The 21,083-nt window shown below is 75.5% G+C and carries 15 protein-coding genes; 11 read left to right on the top strand and 4 right to left on the bottom strand.

Annotation, left to right across the window (positions count from 1 at the left end; all coding sequences use genetic code 11):
- The first annotated feature begins 96 nt into the window (after positions 1–96).
- Entirely contained in the window at positions 97–1,722 is a 1,626-nt protein-coding gene (locus tag ACWDD9_RS29080) for a DUF4153 domain-containing protein (RefSeq protein ID WP_449813195.1), read from the top strand.
- A 154-nt stretch (positions 1,723–1,876) separates the two neighbouring features.
- Here the strand turns inward: ACWDD9_RS29080 and ACWDD9_RS29075 are convergent, their stop codons facing one another.
- Positions 1,877–3,424 (bottom strand): MFS transporter, encoded by a 1,548-nt coding sequence (locus tag ACWDD9_RS29075; RefSeq protein ID WP_449813194.1) that lies wholly within the window; start codon positions 3,422–3,424, stop codon positions 1,877–1,879.
- 344 nt (positions 3,425–3,768) lie between these two features.
- Here ACWDD9_RS29075 and ACWDD9_RS29070 point away from each other — a divergent pair, with 344 nt between their 5' ends.
- From ACWDD9_RS29070 to ACWDD9_RS29060, 3 genes are all read left to right on the top strand, one after another.
- Entirely contained in the window at positions 3,769–4,440 is a 672-nt protein-coding gene (locus ACWDD9_RS29070) for a TetR/AcrR family transcriptional regulator (protein WP_449813193.1), read from the top strand.
- Between the two features lie 129 nt (positions 4,441–4,569).
- Entirely contained in the window at positions 4,570–5,268 is a 699-nt protein-coding gene (locus ACWDD9_RS29065; RefSeq protein ID WP_117489735.1) for a ribonuclease HII, read from the top strand.
- Positions 5,269–5,369: 101 nt separating this feature from the next.
- The gene (locus ACWDD9_RS29060) at positions 5,370–6,023 is read left to right on the top strand and encodes a hypothetical protein (RefSeq protein WP_449813192.1); all 654 of its coding nucleotides are present in this window, start codon (positions 5,370–5,372) and stop codon (positions 6,021–6,023) included.
- A 146-nt stretch (positions 6,024–6,169) separates the two neighbouring features.
- Here ACWDD9_RS29060 and ACWDD9_RS29055 read toward each other — a convergent pair whose 3' ends face one another.
- Entirely contained in the window at positions 6,170–6,886 is a 717-nt protein-coding gene (locus ACWDD9_RS29055; protein WP_449813191.1) for a hypothetical protein, read from the bottom strand.
- A gap of 366 nt (positions 6,887–7,252) precedes the next feature.
- Positions 7,253–9,448 carry a RecQ family ATP-dependent DNA helicase gene (locus tag ACWDD9_RS29050; protein ID WP_449813190.1) on the bottom strand — a complete coding sequence of 732 codons (2,196 nt, stop codon included), beginning with the start codon at positions 9,446–9,448 and terminating at the stop codon, positions 7,253–7,255.
- A 229-nt stretch (positions 9,449–9,677) separates the two neighbouring features.
- Here ACWDD9_RS29050 and ACWDD9_RS29045 point away from each other — a divergent pair, with 229 nt between their 5' ends.
- The gene (locus ACWDD9_RS29045; RefSeq protein WP_449813189.1) at positions 9,678–11,246 is read left to right on the top strand and encodes a DUF4192 domain-containing protein; all 1,569 of its coding nucleotides are present in this window, start codon (positions 9,678–9,680) and stop codon (positions 11,244–11,246) included.
- 34 nt (positions 11,247–11,280) lie between these two features.
- On the opposite strand, the gene ACWDD9_RS29040 is transcribed toward ACWDD9_RS29045, so the two are convergent.
- Positions 11,281–12,594, bottom strand: a complete 1,314-nt coding sequence (locus ACWDD9_RS29040; RefSeq protein WP_449813188.1) for an alpha/beta fold hydrolase — start codon at positions 12,592–12,594, stop codon at positions 11,281–11,283.
- 762 nt (positions 12,595–13,356) lie between these two features.
- Here ACWDD9_RS29040 and ACWDD9_RS29035 point away from each other — a divergent pair.
- The 6 genes from ACWDD9_RS29035 (at position 13,357) to ACWDD9_RS29010 (ending at position 20,919) form a co-directional block, all read left to right on the top strand.
- Entirely contained in the window at positions 13,357–15,483 is a 2,127-nt protein-coding gene (locus tag ACWDD9_RS29035; RefSeq protein WP_449813215.1) for an amylo-alpha-1,6-glucosidase, read from the top strand.
- A 191-nt stretch (positions 15,484–15,674) separates the two neighbouring features.
- On the top strand, positions 15,675–16,433 hold the full coding sequence (locus ACWDD9_RS29030) for an NUDIX hydrolase (RefSeq protein ID WP_074005708.1): 759 nt from the start codon (positions 15,675–15,677) through the stop codon (positions 16,431–16,433).
- A gap of 207 nt (positions 16,434–16,640) precedes the next feature.
- Positions 16,641–16,919 carry a hypothetical protein gene (locus tag ACWDD9_RS29025; RefSeq protein WP_387829430.1) on the top strand — a complete coding sequence of 93 codons (279 nt, stop codon included), beginning with the start codon at positions 16,641–16,643 and terminating at the stop codon, positions 16,917–16,919.
- 337 nt (positions 16,920–17,256) lie between these two features.
- Positions 17,257–18,888, top strand: coding sequence for an ATP-binding cassette domain-containing protein (locus tag ACWDD9_RS29020; protein ID WP_449813187.1), 1,632 nt, complete (start codon positions 17,257–17,259; stop codon positions 18,886–18,888).
- A gap of 3 nt (positions 18,889–18,891) precedes the next feature.
- A complete protein-coding gene (locus tag ACWDD9_RS29015) occupies positions 18,892–19,797 on the top strand; it encodes a hypothetical protein (RefSeq protein WP_449813186.1) in 906 nt (301 codons plus the stop codon).
- Positions 19,798–19,986: 189 nt separating this feature from the next.
- Entirely contained in the window at positions 19,987–20,919 is a 933-nt protein-coding gene (locus ACWDD9_RS29010; protein ID WP_049650790.1) for a FadR/GntR family transcriptional regulator, read from the top strand.
- Positions 20,920–21,083 lie beyond the last annotated feature (164 nt).

The following is a 21,083-nucleotide window of genomic DNA, read 5'->3' as shown; positions in this document are numbered from 1 at the left end:
GACCTGACCGAGTCGCCCGATCCGGTCACGCCGGGATCGACTGAGTCACCCGACCCGACCAGGTCGCCCGATCCAGTCGCGCCGGGTCCGACCCAGTTGTCCAACCCGTACGACGCGTTCGACCCGTACGGTCCGTACCGCCCGACGGGCACCCACCCGCAGAGCAGGCCGGGCCCGGGCCGGGCGCCCGGCGTGGCCGTGCCCTCGCCCCCCGCGTGGCTGGGCCCCAGCGCCCCCGAGCGCCGGGCGGGGGCCACCCCCAAGATCCTCCTGGCGGCCCTGCTCACCGGCCTGCTGACGGCCTGGCTGCTCTACGACGGCCTGGGGCCCAACCTGCTGCTGCTCGGCGCCGCCACCGCCGTCGGGGCGGGGATCGCCGCCCGGACGGCCGGGCGCCGGATCCGACCCTGGACGGCGGTGTGGAGCCTGCTCGCCCTCGCCCTGCTCGCCGTCCCGGCCCGGTGGGACGCCGGCTGGCCCGCGGTGCCGGCCGTGGTCGGTGCGCTGGCGCTGGCCTCGCTGGCGCTGCACGGCGGCCGTCGCTGGCCGGGTGTGCTGTTCCCGCTGCCCGGCATCGTGTGGCAGCTGGTGTCCTCGGTGGTCTGGGTCTGGGAGAGCATGGACCGGCGGCCGCTGCCCGGCCGCGACCGGATCGTCCCGGTGCTCAAGGCGCTCGGGGTCGCCGCCGCCCTGCTGACCGTCTTCGGCCTGCTGTTCGCCAGCGCCGACGCCGCCATGGCGGATCTGCTGGGCGGTCTCAGCCCGGATCTCGACCTCGACCAGCTCCCGGGGCGCGGCGCGTTGTTCGTGCTCGGAACGGTGACCGTGCTGGGCTTCGCGCATATGGCCGCCGGCCCGCGCCGCTGGGACCGTACGGTGATCCGGCCGGGCCGGGAGCGGCGGCGGCTGGAGTGGGCGCTTCCGCTGATCGCGCTGAACCTGATGTTCGGTGTCTTCGCGGTCATCCAGGCCGTGGTGGTGCTCGGCGGCGCGGACGCCGTGCTGAGCAACACGGGGATGAGCCGCTCTGAGTACGCCCGGCAGGGCTTCTGGCAGCTGAGCGTGATCACCGTGCTGACGCTGGTCGTAGTGGCGGTCGCCAACCGCTGGGCGCCGCGCACCACCGTGGCCGACCGCCGGGTGGCGCGGATCCTGCTCGGGCTGCTCTGCCTGCTGGCGCTGGCCGTGGTCGCCTCGGCGCTCGGCCGGATGTGGTTCTACGTGGACGCCTCCGGGCTCACCAGGCTGCGGCTCTGGGTGCTGGTGGTCGAGGTCTGGCTGGGTGCCGTCTTCCTGCTGCTGATCGCCGCCGGGCTGACCCGCCGCGCCGGTTGGCTGCCGCGCGTCGTCGTCCTCAGCGGGATGCTCACCGTCGCGGTCTACGGCCTGATGGGCCCGGACGCGATCGTCGCCGAGCAGAACGTCACCCGGTACGAGCAGGCGCTGCGGGACGACCCGCGCACTGCGGCCATCGACCTGCGCAACGTCCGCGGGCTCTCGGCGGACGCGGTGCCTGCCCTGGACCGGCTCCCCGAGCCGCAGCGGAGCTGTGCGCTGCAGCTGATCGGGCAGGGCCTGGGAGCGGAGTCGAAGCCCTGGTACGCGACCAACCTCGCGGCCACCCGGGCCCGGGAGATCCTGGCGGAGCGGCCGCGGGTCGACTCGACGACGGTCGGCCGTACGGCCTGCGATCAGGCGGGGCTGGCGTACGAGGCCTGGTAAGCCGCCCGAGGGTGGAGGCGGGGGCCGCGGACAGCGGTAGGGCCGGCCGGGAGCGTGCTGCTCCCGGCCGGCCCTTGGCGTCGTGCGGCGCCGGTCCGTCACCTACGGCGTCGGCGCGCGGTGGCGGCGTCGGCGCACGGTGACGGTGACGGTGTCAGTGCATCGCGACGGCGGAGGAGCCGCTCGGCAGGTCGCTGGCCTTGGCCTTGATCACGAAGACCGCGACGAGCAGGGCGACCGCCGCGAGCGCGGCGCCCACGATGAAGCCGTGCGAAATGCCCTGGGTGAGCACGGTGTTCGCGGCGTCGGTGCCCTGCGGGAACTCGTGGTGCTGCTGGAGGTAGGCCAGCTGCTCAGGCTTCGCGCTCTCCATGAACTTCGGCAGCTGCACGGCGGCTTCGGCCGTGGCGTAGTGCGCGAAGACCGTGGTCAGGATCGACAGGCCGAGCGAACCGCCGATCTGCTGCATCGAGTTGAGCAGGCCGGAGGCGGCGCCGGTCTCCTCGCCCGGGACGCCCGCGACCGCGAGCAGCATCACCGGGACGAAGATCAGACCCATGCCGAAGCCGAACACCACCGTGGGGCCGAGGACCCCGTCCAGGTAGCCGCTGTCCTTGCTCATCTGGGTCAGCCAGGTGAGGCCGACGGTGACCAGCAGTGCGCCGCCCGCCATGAAGGGCTTCGGGCCGTACTTGGCCTGGAGGTTGGAGGCGATCTGCGCGGAGATGATGATCGCGACGCTGATCGGGAGGAAGGAGACGCCGGCCTTCAGCGGGCTGTAGCCGAGCGGGCCCTGCACGAACAGCACGACGTAGAAGAAGATGCCGAACATGGCCGCCGCCAGGCAGAGCATCATCACCAGGCCGCCGGTGCGGTTGCGGTTGGCGAACAGGTGCATCGGGGTGATCGGCTGGTCGGTGCGGCTCTCGACCACGAGGAAGGCGGCGAGCAGGATCGCGCCGGCCGCGAAGGAGCCGAGCGTGATGCCGTCCGACCAGCCGTCCGAGGCGGCCCGGATGAACCCGTAGACCAGGCCGACCAGGCCGAGCGTCGAGGTGAGGGCGCCGGGGAGGTCGAAGCGGCCCGGGTGGCGCTCGGACTCGGCGATGTGGCGCGGCGCGGCGATCGCGATCAGGATGGCGATCGGCACGTTGACGAAGAACACCCAGCGCCAGTTCAGGTACTCGGTGAGCAGACCGCCGGCCAGCAGGCCGATCGCGGCGCCGGAACCCGCCACCGCCGAGAACACGCCGAACGCGCGGTTGCGTTCCGGTCCCTCGTCGAAGTTGGTGGCGATCAGGGCGAAGGCGGTCGGGGAACAGATCGCGCCGCCGATGCCCTGGAGCGCGCGGGCGGCCAGCAGCAGGCTGCTGTCCTGCGCGAAACCACCGAGCAGTGAGGCCAGGCCGAACAGCAGGGTGCCGAAGATGAACACCCTTCGGCGGCCGAGGATGTCACCCGCGCGACCGCCGAGCAGCAGCAGCCCGCCGAAGGTCAGGGTGTAGGCGTTGATGACCCACGACAGGTCGGTGGTCGAGAAGCCCAGGGCGTCCCTGATGTGCGGCAGTGCGATGTTCACGATGGTCGCGTCGAGGACCACCATGAGCTGGGTGGCGGCGATGACGGTCAGGGTGATGCCCTTGCCCCGCCCCTGGTTCGTCCGCGGTGGTGGGTTCTTGCTGAGCGTGTCGGAGATAGCCACGAATGTGCCCCCTGCTGGCTATGTGCTCGGTGGTGCGGGGCCGGCGGAGTCGCCGGTCCGGGCATGGCACTGCGCCCTTGCGCAGGCCGAGAAGGAACGGGATCGTTCACTAAGCGGGACGATATCCTGGCCGTGATTGTGAACGCAAGCGTTCCTTAAGGGTGGTGGCGATGGAGCGGTTGGTGCGACGCCTGGTGGCGGACCGGTCCGGTCGGTCGCCGGGTGGTTCGGCGGGGCCGGCGCCCGGAGAGGCGGCTGTTCGGCCCGAGGTCCTCCGGCCTGAGGCCGTGCGGTCCGGGGCTGTCCGGTCCGGGGCCGTTCGACCGGGGGAGGAGGGCGTCGGGGTGGCGCCAGGGGGGTCGGGCGCCGGGTCGGGCTCGGTGCCGGGTGGCGAACCGGGCTTCTGTCCGGTGCGGGCCGCCCGCCAGGCGCTGACGCGACCGGCGCGGCGCCGGGGGAAGGAACTGGAGAACGCGATCTTCGAGGCCGCCCTCGACCAGCTCACCTCCGGCGGATACGCGCGGCTCACCATGGAAGGGGTCGCCGGCGCGGCGCGGACCGGGAAGGCCGCGCTCTACCGGCGCTGGGCGTCCAAGGACGAACTCGTCATCGACGCCCTGGACGCCACTCTTCCACGCCCTTACGACACCCCCGACCTCGGGTCCGCGCGTGACGAACTCCACCGGCTCGTCGAGGGGTTCACGCAGGCGATGGCCTCCCCGACGGGCTCCGCGCTCAATGCGCTGATGGGCGAGATCGACCAGGAGCGGGCCGAGGTCTTCAAGGCCTTCATCACCGACCGGGTCATCGAGCCGACCGCGCGGACCATCCTGGAGATCCTGCGTCGCGGTGCCGAGCGCGGCGACGTCCGGCCCGGTGCGGCCACCCCGCTGGTGGCCGACGTCATTCCGGCGGTGCTGCTCTACCAGGTCAAGATCCGCGGGCTGGAGAACATGGGGCCGGGGTTCGCCGGTCGGCTGGTGGACGAGGTGCTGGAGCCGATGATCCGGGCCTGAGGCGGTCGGTGCCGGGCCCGGGCACTGCCGGACCCGGTGCCTCCCCCGGACCCCTCCCTCCCGGGAGGCGGATTCGGCGGTCATGAGCGGGCTTAGGCTGGAGGCTGCCCCCGCTGAACGGATTACGCCATGCCCATCGTCCCCCCGACGCACTCCGTCGAACGCTCGCTCCGCCGGGCCGGCGCCAAGATCGTCGTCGGTCTCGACGAGGTCGGGCGCGGCGCCTGGGCCGGGCCGGTCACCGTGGGCGCGGCCGTCACCGGTCTGCGCAAGGCGCCGGAAGGGCTGACCGACTCCAAGCTGCTCACCGAGCTGCGCCGCCGCGCGCTCGCACCCGTCCTCGCCGACTGGGTCACCGCGTACGCGCTCGGGCAGGCCACCCCGCAGGAGTGCGACGAGCTCGGCATGACGGCGGCGCTGCGGCTGGCCGCCGTCCGCGCGCTGGAGGCGCTGCCGGTCGAACCCGACGCGGTGATCCTGGACGGCAAGCACGACTACCTCGGCGGACCCTGGCGGGTGCGCACGGTGATCAAGGGCGACCAGTCCTGCATCTGCGTCTCCGCCGCCTCGGTGCTCGCCAAAGTCCACCGCGACGGCCTGATGGCCGAACTGGGCGAGGGGTACCCGGACTACGGCTTCGCCGACAACGCCGGCTACCCGTCCCCGGTGCACCGTGCCGCGCTGGAGGAGTTCGGCCCCACCGAGCACCACCGGCTCTCCTGGGCGTACATGGACGGACTGCCGAAGTGGCGCCATCTCAAGCGCGTTCGCGAGGGTGCGGGCGACGGCCAGGGGTCCGCCGACGAACAGTTGACGCTCGGTTTCTGACGGTCCGTCTGGAATTGCCCCGGGAGGGGGCGGCAGGAGGTCGGTGCCCAAGGGGTGGGGTGCCCGTGCGCGTCCGACCGGCATTTGATAGATATCCGGGTATGCCTGTCTTCCCCGAGGAGCCGGAGATTCACGAGAGCCTCCCGGGCCCCGGCGTTCCCTTCCTCCGCGAGTCGGACGCACAAGCCCCCGCCACCGCACCCACCACCGTCGTCGCCCCGGCTCCGGTGCCCGGACCCCGTCCGGCGCCCCCGCGCCCGGCCCCGCCGCGCGCCGCCCGTCCGGGCCCGCCGCAACTGGTCCCCAAGCCCGGGCCGGCACCGCGCCGCCCGGCCCCCGCCGAACCGCGGGTGGAGGTCCAGCGGATCGCCGCCACTCCGGCACAGGCGGTGGAGCGCGCCGACGACGCGGTCGACCTGCTGCTGGAGTCCGGCCGCACTCCGGGCGACATCCTGGTGCTGACGGTCGGCGAAGCGCACCCCTGGCAGCAGCACGAGCTGTCCTTCGGCGAGGAGCGCTACTGGGCGCAGCTCGCCGAGGGCGGGGACGTGTTCTACGCGGATGCCGCGCTGACCCGTCCGGTCCGTCGCGAGGTGGTCGTCCTGGTGGTCAACGGCGGACCGTCCGCCCGGGCCGCCGAGGCGTACGCCAGGGCGCTCGACCACGCGACCGTGCTGCTGGTGGTCTGCGGCGACGCCGGCCCGGCCGCGAAGGGCGCGGCCGGAACCACGCCGGGCCGCCCGGGCAAGGCCTGACCACAGCCGTCCACTTCGGGCCCGGCGCCGCCGTACGGTGCCGGGCCCGAGGTCCGTCCCGCGGCCCCCGGTGGCTGACGGCCGGTGCCGACGGCCGTTGTCGAAGGCCGGTGTTGACGGCCCGACGGCCGAGGGCTGCCGCGGACTCAGCGCGTGCCGGTACGGCGGGTCGGTTCGGCCGCCGCGGCCCGCGTCGCGGCCCACGGGGGCTCGGACTGCGGGGAGCGCGCCGTGTCCTCGCCGCGCTTGGCCTGGTCGGCCGCCAGCAGGCGGGTCCGCTGGCCGCGCGGGGCCTCCAGCGCCGAACGCGGCGGCAGTTCCGTCACGGTGTGCACCGGCCCCTCGGCCCAGGAGCCCGAGTGCGGCTTGCGCCCGCCCCGACCGTCCCCGAGGACCTGCCAGCCCGCCGGGGTGAGTCCGATGTACGCCCCGCAGCGCAGTCCGTGCAGTGCGGACGCGTCCCGCAGCGCCCACATCCAGGCGCCGTCCTGCGCCGTCCAGCCGGGTGCGCCGTCGCGGCAGCGCAGCAGTAGGGCCGTCCGGGTCGGCTCGGGCAGTCGCAGGTCGTGCGGGATGATCCGGCGCAGGTTCGCCAGCAGCGCATTGCGGTGCTGCCATCCGTCGGTGTCGTGCGTCCAGGGGGTGAACGAGGCCGAGGCGGCGAGGTGGTGGAGCGCGTCCAGGACGGCGACCACGACGGTGCCCGGCTGGGGCAGGTGGCGCTGGTGCAGTTCCACGACGAACTCGCGCGGGTCGCGCAGCAACGGGATCCCCGAGGCGGTCCAGGTCTCCAGGTCCAGCACCCGTCTGGGTTCCGGGCTCCCGGAGAAGGGATTCTGACCTCGGCCGATACCGTTGATCACGATCCTCCTTCCTGGCCCGTGGGCAGGCGGGTGCCTGGGTACGCCGAAGGGCGGGTCCAGCGGACCGGATTTCGGGTACCCCCCAATTCTCGGGGCATCGGGGGCGGAGCGGCAACGATGAAATGATGAACGCCATCCGATAGCCCATGGTCTGCCGGATATGTTCCACGGTCGCCCGAACGCCGTGGAGGTGCCGCCGAGCCTTGATCCACAACGCTCGGAGGGCAGGGTGAGCCGTCATCGGCACGGTGGTCACTCCTTTCTCGGGCCGTTCGACCGGTGTGATCGAAATCGCTTCGCTTGATCCTTTCTGTTGGGCCATTCGAGTGAACGAGAGGGCTCCTTCGCCGGTTTTCCGGCGTCGGGTCACCCCTGCACGGCCAGCACCAGCGGCAGCACCGCGCTCGCCCCCGCCCGGCGCAGCAGCCGGGCGGCCACGGTGACCGTCCACCCCGAGTCGACGAGGTCGTCCACCAGCAGCACCGGCCCACCGGCGGCCGCCACCGCCTGCTCGACCTCCGGTGGCAGGACCAGCGCGCCGGCCAGCGAGTGCAGCCGCTGGGCGCTGTTGCTGCGGGCGCCGTGCGGGGGCAGCCCGCCGGCGTACTCGATCCGGCCGAGCAGCGGCAGTCGCCCGATCTCGGCGATCCGCGCGCCCAGGCTGCCGACCAGCCGGGGCCTGGCGGAGGAGGCCATCGTCACCACGCCGACCGGCCGGTCCAGCCGAGCTCCCTCCGTGGTCGCGGGCCCGGCCCAACCGCCCGGACCGCGGGCCCAGTCGGCGAGCACCGCCACCAGGGCGTCCACCGCCTCGCCGGGCACCGGCACGTCCGGCGCCTGCTCGGCGAGCAGGGCGCGCAGCCGATTGCCCCAGCCGATGTCGGACAGTCGGCCGAGCGCACGGCCGGTCTCCGCCTGCTCGCCCGCCGGGATCCGGCCCTTGAGCGGCACCCCGAGTGCGTCCATCCCGGTCGGCCAGAGCCGTCGGGGCTCGAAGCTCACGCCCGGGCGGCCGAGCGCGGCCCGGGCGGCGGCCAGCGCTTCGGCGGAGACGTCCGGGGTGTGCAGCGGCCCCGCGCAGTTGTCGCACCGGCCGCACGGCGCGGCCTCCTCGTCGTCCAGCTGGCGGCGCAGGAACTCCATCCGGCAGCCGGTGCCCGCCGCATAGTCGCGCATCGCCCGCTGCTCCGCCTCCCGGGAGGCGGCGACCTTGGCGTAGCGGGCGGTGTCGTACTCCCAGCTCTGGCCGGTGGCCGTCCAGCCGCCCTTGACCCGGCGGACGGCGCCGTCCACGTCGAGCACCTTGAGCATGGTCTCCAGCCGGGCCCGGCGCAGGTCCACCCGGGGCTCCAGAGCGGCGGTGGAGAGCGGCCGGCCGGCCTCGGCCAGCGCGTCGATGGTGCGGCGCACCTGATCCTCCGGGGGGAAGGCCAGCGAGGCGAAGTAGCGCCAGATCGCCTCGTCCTCGCGCCCGGGCAGCAGCAGTACCTCGGCCCGGTCCACTCCGCGCCCGGCCCGGCCGACCTGCTGGTAGTAGGCGATCGGCGAGCTGGGCGAGCCGAGGTGCACCACGAAGCCGAGGTCGGGCTTGTCGAAGCCCATGCCGAGCGCGGAGGTGGCGACCAGCGCCTTGACCCGGTTGGCCAGCAGGTCGGCCTCGGCGGTGCGGCGCTCGGCGTCCTCGGTGCGGCCGGAGTAGGAGGCCACCGGGAAGCCGCGTTCGCGCAGGAAGGCCGTCACCTCCTCGGCGGCGGCCACCGTCAGGGTGTAGACGATGCCCGAGCCGGGGAGCCGGTCGAGGTGGTCGGCCAGCCAGGCGAGGCGGTGCGCCGGGTCGGGCAGGGAGAGCACGCCCAGGGTGAGGCTCTCCCGGTCGAGCGGCCCGCGCAGCACCAGGGCGTGCTCGTCGGTGGTACCGGTGCCGAGCTGCTCGGCGACGTCCGCGGTGACCCGGGCGTTGGCGGTGGCGGTGGTGGCCAGCACCGGGACGCCGGGCGGCAGGTCCGCGAGCATGGTGCGCAGCCGGCGGTAGTCGGGGCGGAAGTCGTGCCCCCAGTCCGAGATGCAGTGGGCCTCGTCGACCACAAGCAGGCCGGTGGAGGCGGCGAGCTCGGGCAGCACCTGGTCGCGGAAGTCCGGGTTGTTCAGCCGCTCGGGGCTGACCAGCAGGATGTCGACCTTCCCGTCGGCGACCTCCTCCTGGATCGCGGTCCACTCGTCGGTGTTGGCCGAGTTGATCGTGCGGGCGTGGATGCCGGCCCGGGCGGCCGACTCGACCTGGTTGCGCATCAGGGCGAGCAGCGGCGAGACGATCACCGTCGGCCCGGCGCCGCGGGCCCGGAGCAGGGCGGTGGCGATGAAGTAGACGGCGGACTTCCCCCAGCCGGTGCGCTGGACGACCAGGGCGCGGCGGTGGTCGACCACGAGGGCCTCGATGGCCGTCCACTGGTCCTCGCGCAGGGTGGCTCCGGGGCCGGCGAGCTCGCGCAGGACGGCCTCGGCCCGCGCCCGGACCTCGGTGCGGTCGGCGGTGGCGGTGGTGTGGATGTCGGGCTGCTGCATGGCGTCCATGTAACCCCGTACCGCCGACAAGCGACGAATGCCGGGGAGCGGAGACGGGGGAAGGCGGGGTGTATTTCATCCGCTGATCCGCTGAACGGCGGTCAAAATCCACTCGCGGGAGGGAGTGTCGCCTGCTCCGAATGAGTGAGGGAAAATTCGGGGGCGGAGTTATCCACAGGAAAAAAGTCGGTTCCGACATCGTTCGCGGATTGCGTCCACTCTTGCGGCCATGAACGCGATGAACAACGAACACGTCATTCTGTCCCTCGGACCGGCCTCCGACCACCGGCAGGTCGTCATGCGCGGCCCGGCCGACATGGCCGAGCTGCTTCCGTACTTCCTGGGCTTCTACCCCGACGACAGCATCGTCGCGGTGGGGCTCCACGGCCCCGGCCTGCACCAGGGCGGGGTGATCCGGGCGGACCTGCCGCGGTCGCCCGCGCAGTGGCCGGCCGCGGCGGAGGAGACGGCCGCCCTGCTGGTCGCCCTCTCCGAGCGGCACGGCGCCCGGCCGCTCCAGGTGCTCCTCTACCTCTGCCAGGACCGCGGTACGGCCCACGCCCCGCCGGTGGTGGACGGGCTGCGGCCGCTGGCGGAGGCCCTCCGGGCGGCCTTCGGGCGCCGGGGCGTGGCCGTCAAGGAGGCGCTGTGCGTCTCGGACGGCCGCTGGTGGTCCTTCCTCTGCCGCGGCGACGGGTGCTGCGACGCGGCGGGCAATCCGGTGCGGCGCAGCCCGGAGCCCGGTCCGGCGGCCGCCGCCGCGACGGTGGCCGGCCTGGTGCCGCGCGGCAGCCGCAAGGCCATCATCGGCGGGCTGGACCCGGTCGGTCCGCCGGCGGACGCCGCCCAGCGCGAGGCGCTCGCCCGGGCTGAGGCCGTGGACGCCCTCGCCAGGGAGCAGCGCCTCGCCCTGCTCGACCAGGCCTTCGCCGAGTTCCGGGCCGGAGCCAGGGAACTCGACGCGGACCGGACGGCCCAGCTGCTGCTCGCCCTGCGGGACCGCCTGGTGCGGGACCGCGGCGTCGAGTACGCCAGGCCCGACGAACTGGCCCCGGCCGAGCGGCTCTGGCGCTTCCTCGCCCGGCGGGCCGTGCCGCCGTACGAGGGCTGTGCGGTGGCCCCGCTCACCCTGCTGGCCTGGACGTCCTGGGTCGCCGGGGACACGGCGACGGCCCGGGTCGTGCTCGGGCACGTCCTGCGGCTCGCCCCGGGCTACCTGCTGGCCGAGCTGCTCTACGAGTCGCTCAACGACGGCATGACGCCCCAGGGGCTGCTGGCCGCCGTCGAGGCCCAGCGCCGGCGGCGCGAGGAGTCCGGGGACGCCACGGCCCCGGGCGAGGAACTGCGGCCTCCGGCGGGCGGAGCGCCGAACGCCGAGGCGCCGCCGCCCGCCCAGGGGGCGCCCCTCCGCGACGACGCGGGTCCCGGGCCCGCCGCCCCGGGCGCCGGCGAGGCCCCCGGTGAGCGGCCCGGGCGGTCGGCCGGCGCGCGGCGGCACCGGCGTGGCGGTCGCCGGAAGGGCTCGTCCACGGCGTCGGTACCGACGGATCCGGGTCAGGGCGCCCCGGACGGCTCGGGAGGCCCGGAGCAGGACGGCGGTGGTGCCGGGGCGGTCGCCCTGCTGTCGGCGCCCGGACGGGCCGTGGCGCCCGGGCACGCCAGGGTGGCCGGGGAGCGGTTCGCCCGGGGCCTGCGGCTCGGCCGGGCGGCGGCCTGCGTGCCCGCCGCCGCCCGGACCGGCCACCACCGCTGCCGGGGCGTCCGGCGGGCGGCGGGAGGAGGCCACCGTGCGCACTGAGCCGCTCCGTGCCGCGGCGCCGGCCCGAGGGCCGCTACGCCTCGCCGTGCGCCATCTTGATCAGGCGGTCCAGCACCGTGCCGCCGCTCATCCGAAGGCCGTCGTGCTCCCACTCGTTGGTGATCCAGGTCCGCAGGCCGCGCACCGCGCGGGCGGTCTCCAGCGAGTCGGCGGTGTCCACGTACATGTCGTCGTGGTACACGGCCGCCACGACCGGCACGGTGTTGGTGGCCAGCCGCACCCGGTCGTACAGGTTGGGCCAGTCGGTGCGGGCAGCGAGCAGGTCCGCGGTCTCCTTCAGCGGGCGCAGCGCCGGGTCGGTGTCGAACATCCAGGGGTAGATCATCTCCCCGGTGAACAGCACCGGCGCGTCGGACTCCAGCGCGGCCCGGGCGTCGAACTGCGGGAACTCCTTGCGGACCCGCTCGGCCGCCCAGGCGGTGCCGCCCTGGTCCACCGACCGCTGGCCGTAGATCGACTCGTGCAGCACCGCGTAGAGCGGGCCGCCCGCGAAGGAGAGCTGCGCCTGGGCGCCGGCCAGGAAGGTGTCGGAGAGCTCGGCCCCGGCCGCGCCCTCCACCCAGGCCTCCTCCAGCAGGTAGTGCAGCGTGCCGGAGCCGCTGCCGCCGCCGAGCAGCATGCCGAGCGCCTGGAACGCCTCGACGGTGAGCAGCCCGCCGTCCGGCAGGGTCGCGGGGGAGTCGGCGAGGTGGGCCGCGATCCGGCGCACCGCCTGGACGTCCTGCGGGAACCGGGCGTAGTGGCCCTCGTTCTTGCCGACCACCCGCGGGTAGGCGGCGCGGTAGACGTCGTCGGCCGAGCTGCCGAGACCGGAGAGGCCACCGGTGATGAAGGCCTCGGTCAGGCCCTCGGGGGCGATGGAGAGGTAGGTGAGGGTGCAGAAGCCTCCGAAGCTCTGGCCCAGCACGCTCCAGCGCCGGTCGGCGCCGAGCAGCCGCTCGCGGATCAGCTCGGCGTCCCGGACGATCGAGTCCGCGCGGAAGTGGGCCAGGTAGTCCGCCTGCTCCTGCGGACCACCGCGCCGGGCGAGGGTCTGCCGGGTCGCGGGGGTGGACCGCCCGGTGCCGCGCTGGTCGAGCAGGAGCACCCGGTAGTCGTCCAGGGCGCGCTCCAGCCAGGAGTCCCGGCCGAGCGGCCGGGCGGCCTTGCCGCCCGGCCCGCCCTGGAGGTAGACCAGCCAGGGCAGGTCGGCCCGCTCGCGGCCGGCGGCGACCACCTCGCGGGCGTACACCTCGATCTGCTCGCCCTGCGGGGCGGCGTGGTCGAGCGGCAGCTGGAACACGTGGTCGGTCGTGACAATCCCGGGCAGCCGGCTGATGGTGGACATGCAACTCCTCGGTCTCTGCTGGTCACAGCGATGGCGTCGCGGTTCACGGGGTCACCGGGTGCGGGGGCCGCGACCCCCGCACCGTATCCTGGCGGCGGTCGAGCACCGGTTCGACCGCCCCGTCCGTCCGACCGGTCGGCCGACCCCGGCCGACGACCGCCCCGAGCGGGCCCGACGGCGGCCCGCAAGACGAGTGCCGGCCCCGGATCGCGGACGGTGACGCGCCCGCGCCGAGGCCCCGGTGACGTTCCGACGGAAGCTGTACGGCCGCCCGGCAGAACCGTCCCGACCAGCGGCGCAGCGGCGGGGCGTGACCTGGTGGCGGTGCGCGGCGTTCACTCCGGGGGTCTCCGCCCGGTTCGGGCGGGCCGATCACCGGGCGGTGCGGACCAGAGCGCCCGGACACCGGCAGCCGTCGGCGGCCGCGTGCGGCACCATGACCGGTGGCCACCAGGGGGCCGAGCGTCACGGCGGGTGCGGGCCGCGGGGGAAGGGCGTCACCGGCCGACCGGGCCGCCGGACCTGACGGCGTGCCGGGCCACGGCGAGGGGCCCCGGGAACGAAGGCGCGGCGCGCCGGTACCGGCCCGGTACCGAGCACCGCATGGCACGACCCGTCACCGGGTACGGCCAGAAACGGCACACCCGCCGACGGGACGGCCCCGCCGGCCCGGCATCATCAGCACGCGATCGAGCATGCTCGCGGCCCACCGGCCTGACCCGGCCACCGGACCGCCGAGGGGAGGAGAGTCCGGTGACCGCCATGAGGCCACCACAGGCCATGCCGGCCGAGAGCGTGGTCGGCGCGCCGCCCAGGCCGGTGGGCCGCCACGACCAGGCCCCGGCGGCCGGGCCCGCGGGCGCACCGCTCGGCCCGGGCCGAGCCGCGGCCCCGCCGCGGCCGCAGCCGCCCGCCGTCCACCATGCGGTGATCTGCGTCAACGCCCCGGCGATGGCCGCCTCCGGCCCCGACGGCCAGCTGCGCGGCCACGGCCTGCACGGCTTCTACCGCAACGGCGTCCGGGTGCTCGCCCGGATGGAGCTGCGGCTGGGCGGCATGGAGCCGCTGCCGCTCCAGGGCACCCTGACCAGCACCGCCCAGGCCCGTTTCCTCGGCGCCGTCCGCATCCCCGGCGACCTCGACCCGGATCCGGCACTCACCGTCGAGCGGCTGCGGCACGCGGACGGCGTGGAGACCGTGGTCGTGCGCAACACCGGCCCCCGGCCCGCCCGGCTGCCACTGGAGATAGCCCTCGGCACCGACCTCGGCCCGGTCGCCGAGATCGCGGCCGGGCACCGCCAGCCCGACCTGCCGGGGCAGGTGCAGTCCGCCGGACTGCGCTGGACGGGCCCGGTGCACAGCGCCGTGGTCAGCGCCCAGCCCTCCCCGCACGCCGTCCTGGCCGGCGCCGGCGTGCTCCGCTGGGACCTGGAGGTCCAGCCGGGCGCCCGCTGGTCGGTCGAGCTGCACACCGAGCTGGAGACCGCCGCCGGCGGCCCGCGCCCGCCGGGCGGCCGCGGCACCGGCGCGCCACTGCCCTGGTCCGAGCCGGAGGTCCGCAGCGACGACACCCGGGCCGCCCCACTGGTCTCCCGCTCGCTGGACGCCCTCGGCGGGCTGCTGTTCGCCGACCCGGACCGCCCGACCGACCTCTACCCGGCCTCCGGAGCGCCCTGGCGCTTCGGCCTCGCCCCGGCCGACGCGCTCTGGGCCGCCCGCCTGACCCTGCCGCTCGGCACCCGGCTGGCGGCCGGCACCCTCCGGGCGCTGGCCCGCCGCCAGCAGCTCGCCCCCGCCCCGGGCCGCACCGAGGGCCTGCTGCCCGGCGCCCTGCGCCACGGCGGTCCCGAGCTGCCACCCACCTGCACGGCCACCGAGGCCACCCTGCTGTTCGTCACCGTGCTGGCCGAGGCCTGGCGCTGGGGCCTGCCCCCGGCGGAGGTCGCCGAGCTGCTGCCGACCGCCGAGCGGGCCCTGGTCGCCCTGCGGGAGGGTCTGGTCGACGGCTTCGTCACCGACCTGAGCCGCCCGGCCGAGGAGCGCTCCGCCCACCCGGTCGCCGCCCGCGCCGAGGTCCAGGCGCAGGCCCACCGCGCCGCCCTGCACGGGGCCGAGCTGCTGGAGGCCTTCGGTCGACCGGACGCCGAGGACTGGCGCGGCTGGGCCGCCGGGCTGCGCCGGCGCTTCCGCGAGCGGTTCTGGGTCGACGACCTCTCCGGCGGCCGCCCCGCGGCCGGGCTGGCCCCGGGCGGCCAGCCGCTGCCCGCCGTCGCCTCCTCCCTGGTGCACCTGCTGGACACCGGGCTCGCCGTCGACGGCGGCCGGCACGAGAGCCTGCTGGACCGCGAGCAGACCCGGCTGCTCGCCCAGCGCCTGGTCGCGCCGGAGCTGGACAGCGGCTGGGGCCTGCGCACTCTGAGCGCCAAGTCCCTCCGCTTCAACCCGCTGGGCCACCGCGGCGGCGCGGTGCGGGTCCACGAGACGGCGCTGGCGGTCGCCGGCCTGGCCGAGGCCGGTCACGAGAACGAGGCCGGCACCCTGCTGGAGGGCCTGCTCGCCGCGAGCGCCCACTTCGAGGGGCGCCTGCCGGAGATGTACGCGGGGGAGCAGCGCACCCCCGGCTGCCCGCCGGTGCCGCACCCGGCCGCCTGCCGCCCGGCGGCGGTCTCCGCAGCCGGTGCCGTGCACGCGGTGTTCGCCCTCGCCGGGGTCCGGCCCGACGTCCCGGGCGGCCGGGTGCTGGTCCGCCCGGCCAGCACCGCACCGCTCGGCGAGCTGGAGCTGACCGGTCTGCGGGTGGCGGGCGAGCCCTTCTCCGTCCGGGTGAGCAGGATCGGCGTGGCGATGGTGGAGGAGGCGTCCGAGGATCTGCAACTCGTCGCCCGCTGAGCCCGCCGCCGCCCGCCACCGCCCGTCCGGGCCCGGCGCCGGTGACACCGGGTCACCGGCACCGGGCCCGTCCGCTCCCGGCCCGGCGCGGCCCGTACACGAACCGCGCCGGGTCGGGCGGGGGCCACCGGCCAGGAGCGGCCACGCACGGGCCTGTGCTTATCGTCAGAGAGACGACTATGATCGTCGCCATGTCGCGCTACGATCCGTCGGCCTTCCCCCCGTTCGCTGTCACGGTTGACCTCGTGGTGCTGACGGTGCGCGACCACTCGCTCTGCGCCCTGCTGGTCAGACGAGGCGAGCCGCCGTTCCAGGGGTACTGGGCGCTGCCCGGCGGCTTCGTCCGCCCGGACGAGGGCCTGGCCGAGGCCGCCTCCCGTGAGCTGGCCGAGGAGACCGGCCTGCGCGCCCACACAGCCCCCGGCCAGGACGCGGTCGGCCCCGGTGCGGCCGGCGCCCACCTCGAGCAGCTCGCCACCTACGGCCACCCGCAGCGCGACCCCCGGATGCGCGTGGTCAGCGTCGCCTACCTAGTGCTCGCCCCCGACCTGCCGACGCCCCGGGCCGGCGGCGACGCCAGCGGCGCCCGCTGGGCCCCGGTCGGCGAACTCCTCGGGGAGAACCCGGCCGACGGCGTCCCGCTCGCCTTCGACCACGGCCTGATCCTCGCCGACGGTGTGGAACGCGCCCGCTCCAAGATCGAGTACTCCTCCCTCGCCACCGCTTTCTGCCCGGCCGAGTTCACCGTCGGTGAGCTGCGCCGGGTCTACGAGGCGGTCTGGGGAGTGGTGCTGGACCCGCGGAACTTCCACCGCAAGGTCACCGGCACCCCCGGCTTCCTGCTGCCCTCGGGCGGCACGACGACCCGTCAGGGCGGTCGCCCGGCCCAGCTGTTCACCGCCGGCGGTGCGACCGTCCTCAACCCGCCCATGCTCCGCCCGGAGTCCTGACCCCCGCGGGCCCTGTGCCCGGTCCTGTCCCCAGCCCTCCGCCAAGCCCGGCGTTCGGCCCGCCCGAACCCGGTACCGACCCGCCGTTCTGCGGTACCGGGCAGCCGAATGGCCTGGCCTGGCTGCGGACCCGGAGGCGTCGGCGCAGAGTGTCGGTGGACGCTCCGACCGCCCGGGCCGGAGGCCTCCGGCCCAGGGAGTCCCGCGATGGCCATCAAGGACTGCGCCAACCAGCGAATCCTCATCGAGGGGCTGGCGGCGGACTACCGGAGCCTGGACAGGACCACCACCGCAACGGAGAAGGAACTGGCCGAGCTGCAGGCCGAGCACGCGGCGCCCGAGTCGATCGCCGCCGTCGAGGAACGGCTGGCCGCCGAGCGGGAGCGGTTGGGCGAGATCGTGGTCGAGGGGCAGGCAGCCGTCGACGAGTTCCACGCGGAGTGCGGCGGTGAGCAGCTCCCGCCACCGCCCTGGCCTTCCCGGTAGGGGCCGCACCCCTCAGCGGACACGGAGCCCCGCCCGTCCGGCGCCACCGAAGCTGCCGACACCACCGGCACCACCGAGGCCACCGGAGCCACCGAAGTCACCGAAGCAACCGACTCCGCCGGGACCCGGAACGGACCGGTCGACCGTGAATCGCAGGATCGGATTGTCCCCTGATCGGGTGAGGTGGGCAGCCGGCGGGCCCGTGCCGTTCCCGTAATGCCCGGAATAGCCGCCGCCGCCCCCTAATGTGCTGGCGCGGAGCCGCGCGGGTGCATGCCCGCCCGTCAGGGGTGCTCCGCGTCGAACAGCTCGGCCGAGGGCACGGGAGCAGCCAGCGATGATCCAGATCACCGGACTGACCAAGGTCTACCGCAAGGGCGCTCCGCCCGCAGTGCTCGACCTGACCTTCGACGCCCGGCCCGGCACGGTGACCGCGCTACTCGGCGCCGAGGGGGCGGGCAAGTCCACCGCCCTGCGGCTGATGCTCGAACTCGAACGCGGCCAGGGCGTCACGCTCTTCGACGGCCGCCGCTACCGTCGGCTGCGCCACCCCGAGCGCGAGGTGGGGGTGCTGCTGCCCGGCACCGGGGAGGCCGCGGTGGCCGGACATCCGGGCCGCAAGGCGCGCAGCCACCTGCGGATGCTCGCCGCGGCCGTCGGCGTCCCGGCCCAGCGGGCCGACGAACTGCTGGAGCAGACCCGGCTGGCCGCCGTCGCCGGGCAGCGGCTGCGCACCTTCTCGCCCGGCATGCACCGCCGCCTGGCCCTGGCCGCCGCCCTGCTCGGCGACCCCGGCGCGCTGCTGCTGGACGGGCCCGCCGACGGCCTGTCACCGCGCAACGTCGAGTGGTTCCACTCCTTCCTGCGCTCCTTCGGGGCCGCCGGTGGAACGGTCCTGGTGACCACCCGCACGCCGCAGGAGGCCTCGCAGCTCGCGGACCGGGTGGTCACCCTGGACCGCGGCCGACTGGTGGCCGACCAGCCGGTAGCGGAGTTCCGGCGGACCAGGCTCAGCCCCGAAGTGGCCGTCCGGGGGCCGCAGATGGCGCGGCTGGCGGACCTGCTGGTCAGCCAGGGCGCGGACGTCCGACGGGACGGCAGCGTGGGCCTCGCGGTGGCCGGCATCGACCGCACCGAGATCGGCGAACTCGCCTACCGCCACGGGATCCTGTTGCACGAGTTGGCGGACCGGGTGGTCGAGCAGCCGGCGCCGCGGGTCGTCCTGCCGGTCGGCTCGGGCCGCTCCGGCCACCTCCGCCTCCACCCGGAACCCGGGGCGGGGCCGAGCCCGGAGTCGGCCGAGCAACCGAACCCGGAACCGGACCCGGCACCGAACCCGGAACCGAAGTCGGAGCCAGGCCCGCAGTCGGCCGCCGAGCGGATCCCCGAGCCGGCCGCCGAGCCCACCCCGGTCGGAGCCGTGACGACGCCGGCCGAACCGGCCACCGTCTCCGCCCTCGAAGCCTCCGCCCCCGAAGCCACCACCCCCGTCCCCCGTGCCGCCACCGCCCCGAAGCACAACGCCCCCCGCCGCCGGGAGGACGGCTCCCTGCCCACCCGCGCCCTGCCCGCCGTGGCAATCGCCGCCGCACTCCCCGCCGCCGCGCTCCCCATCCTCGGTTCGGCGGGCCGCCGCCCCGGGCCCGTCGGCCGTCGGCCGGAGCCGACCGCGGAGGCCGGGTCCGACGCCCCCGCCAAGCCCGCCCCCGCGCCCATCGTCGCCGTCGACCGGCTCTTCCGCGACGACCCGGCCCCGGCCCTGCCGCATCCGCCCGCCCGGGTCCGGCCGCCGGGCCGCCGGGTGAGCGCCGACGACCTGCTCACCGACGACACCGTCCGCCTTCGTCGCCCCGCCTCGGGCACGAGCGCCGTCCGGGTCTCCACCGCCCAGCCCCCCGCCGCCCCCACGGCCCCCGCCGTCCCCGCAGCCCCCGCCCCCGCCACCCCCGACGACCACCGGAGCGAGTGAACCGTGCGTGTCCTGGCCTACGAGCTGCGCCGCCTGCGCGGCCTGCGTTCCACCTGGCTGCTGCTCGCCGCCGTGCTGCTCGGCGACGCCGTTGTGGCCGCCGTCCTGGCGGACCAGGCCCCGGACGGCCCGCTGGCCGCCCCGGCCGGGGTGCGGCTGCTGACCGCCGCCGTCCCGTTGGTCCCGCTGCCCTTCGCGGCGCTCGGCGCCGGGGTGCTGGGCGCGCTCTCGTACGGGCACGAGGTGCGCCACCCGGGGCTGCCGGCCTCGCAGGTGTCGTACCCGCGCCGGGTGCGACTGCTGCTGGCCAAGCTGCTGGTGATCGGGCCGGTGGCGGCCCTGCTGGCGCTGACCACCCTGCTGCTCGACACGCTGGCCGTGCACCTCGCGCTGCCGGACGGCGTCACCGTGGCGGCCTGGGCGGACCCGGCCGCGCTGTCGGACCGGGTGTCCGCGGCGGTGACCGGCGCCGGGCTGTCCGGGCTGTCCGACCTGCCGGGCGTGTTCTCCCCGCTCGGCCTGACGGCCGGTCACGGGGTGCCCGCCGCCCTGCTGGCCTTCGTCCTGCTCACCGTGGTGGCGGCCTGGACCGGGGTGCTGACGGCCTCGCTGACCCGCAGCGCGGCGGCCGGGGTGCTGTTGCTGTGCGCGCTGCCGCCGCTGCTGGAGTCCGGCGTCGCCCTGCTGCTGCGTCACACCGGCAGGCCGTGGCCGGCCCGGGCGGCCGAGCTGCTGCCGTTCCAGTCCGGGATCGAGTGGGCCTACGGCTGGGTGTACGGCGGTGCGCGCGAGGCGGTGGCCGGGAGCGCGGCGCTGACCGATCCGGCACTGCTCGCCGTGGTCGCGGCCCCCGCGGGGCTCCTGTTGCTCGCCGCCCTGCTGGCCCAGGCCCGCCGCCGCGCCCTGTAGGCCCGTGGCTGCGCATCGCGCAGGGCCTCCCGCACGGCGCCGCACCCGTGGGCGGCCCTGTCCGGTCCTGCGGAAGCCCCCGGGGTGCGGTCCTGCCCGTGGCTACCAAGATCGACCAGCAGTGACCGTAATGCGCGGTTCTTCCTGATAAGAAGTCAATTATCCAGTCACGGTCGATCACCCTTTCGTGTGCTTTTCACGAGAATTCTCAAGCCACGCCTGCGGATCGCCGACAAAGGAGGCGTGAGTACCCTTGCGCACCCCACCATGACCCCCGCCCGTTCCGCCGATGGGCCCATCCACGGTCCCGGCGACCTGGACCGCTTCTCGTACGCCGACCGGCCGACCCCGCCGGCGCCCCGCTGGGAGGGCGCCGAGTCCGACATCGGCCGGGTCGGCCGCAAGACCACCAGCAGCCGCGGCCGCGGTCTGCACGGCCAGCTGGTCCAGCAGCTCGGCCAGATGATCGTCTCCGGCGATCTCGGTGCCGACCGCCCGCTGGTGCCCGAGGAGATCGGCCAGCGGTTCGAGGTCTCCCGGACCGTCGTCCGCGAGTCGCTGCGCGTGCTGGAGGCCAAGGGCCTGGTCAGCGCCCGGCCGAACGTCGGCACCCGGGTCCGTCCGGTCGGCGACTGGAACCTGCTGGACCCGGACATCATCGAGTGGCGCGCCTTCGGTCCGCAGCGGGACGAGCAGCGCCGGGAGCTGTTCGAGCTCCGCTGGGCGATCGAGCCGCTGGCCGCCCGGCTCGCCGCCGGCCACGGCCGGGAGGACGTCCAGCAGCGCCTGGTCGAGCTGGTCGAGATCATGGGCCACGCCGCCTCCCAGGCCGACCTCTCCACGTACACCCGGGCCGACGCCGAGCTGCACGGCCTGATCCTCCAGATGGCCGGCAACCGGATGCTGGAGCACCTGTCCGGGATCGTCGCCTGCGCGCTGCAGGTCTCGGGCGGCCCGGCGATCTCCTGCGAGCGGCCCTCCGAGTCCTCGGTCGGCCTGCACGCCCGGCTGGTGGACGCGCTGGGCGCCGGCGACGGCACCGCGGGCGAGGTCGCGATGCGGGCGCTGCTCACCGTCCATCCCGAGGTCGAGCCGTCCGTCCCCGCGCCCAGGGAGCACTGAACGGGCTGTTTCCACGAGCGGAGGCGCCGGCTGGCGGCGGTCCGCTCCGCCAGGGCCCTCCGGTCGCATCGTGCGGCGCAGCCGGGGGGCCTCCGCATGCCGTCACCCCTCGGGTCGACCGGAGTCGGGAGAACGTGGGGAACGCCGGGGGCGGGAGAAGGACG

It is taken from the genome of Kitasatospora sp. NPDC001119, from assembly GCF_053598475.1.
This window is presented reverse-complemented; position numbering and strand designations above follow the sequence as displayed.

Bases quoted from the DNA above. Each gene is read 5' to 3' on its own strand.
- ACWDD9_RS29065 (WP_117489735.1), top strand. From the start codon at position 4,570: ATGCCCATCGTCCCCCCGACGCACTCCGTCGAACGCTCGCTCCGCCGG.
- ACWDD9_RS29060 (WP_449813192.1), top strand. From the start codon at position 5,370: ATGCCTGTCTTCCCCGAGGAGCCGGAGATTCACGAGAGCCTCCCGGGC.
- ACWDD9_RS29050 (WP_449813190.1), bottom strand. From the start codon at position 9,448: ATGCAGCAGCCCGACATCCACACCACCGCCACCGCCGACCGCACCGAG.
- ACWDD9_RS29045 (WP_449813189.1), top strand. From the start codon at position 9,678: ATGAACGCGATGAACAACGAACACGTCATTCTGTCCCTCGGACCGGCC.
- ACWDD9_RS29040 (WP_449813188.1), bottom strand. From the start codon at position 12,594: ATGTCCACCATCAGCCGGCTGCCCGGGATTGTCACGACCGACCACGTG.
- ACWDD9_RS29035 (WP_449813215.1), top strand. From the start codon at position 13,357: ATGAGGCCACCACAGGCCATGCCGGCCGAGAGCGTGGTCGGCGCGCCG.
- ACWDD9_RS29030 (WP_074005708.1), top strand. From the start codon at position 15,675: ATGTCGCGCTACGATCCGTCGGCCTTCCCCCCGTTCGCTGTCACGGTT.
- ACWDD9_RS29025 (WP_387829430.1), top strand. From the start codon at position 16,641: ATGGCCATCAAGGACTGCGCCAACCAGCGAATCCTCATCGAGGGGCTG.
- ACWDD9_RS29020 (WP_449813187.1), top strand. From the start codon at position 17,257: ATGATCCAGATCACCGGACTGACCAAGGTCTACCGCAAGGGCGCTCCG.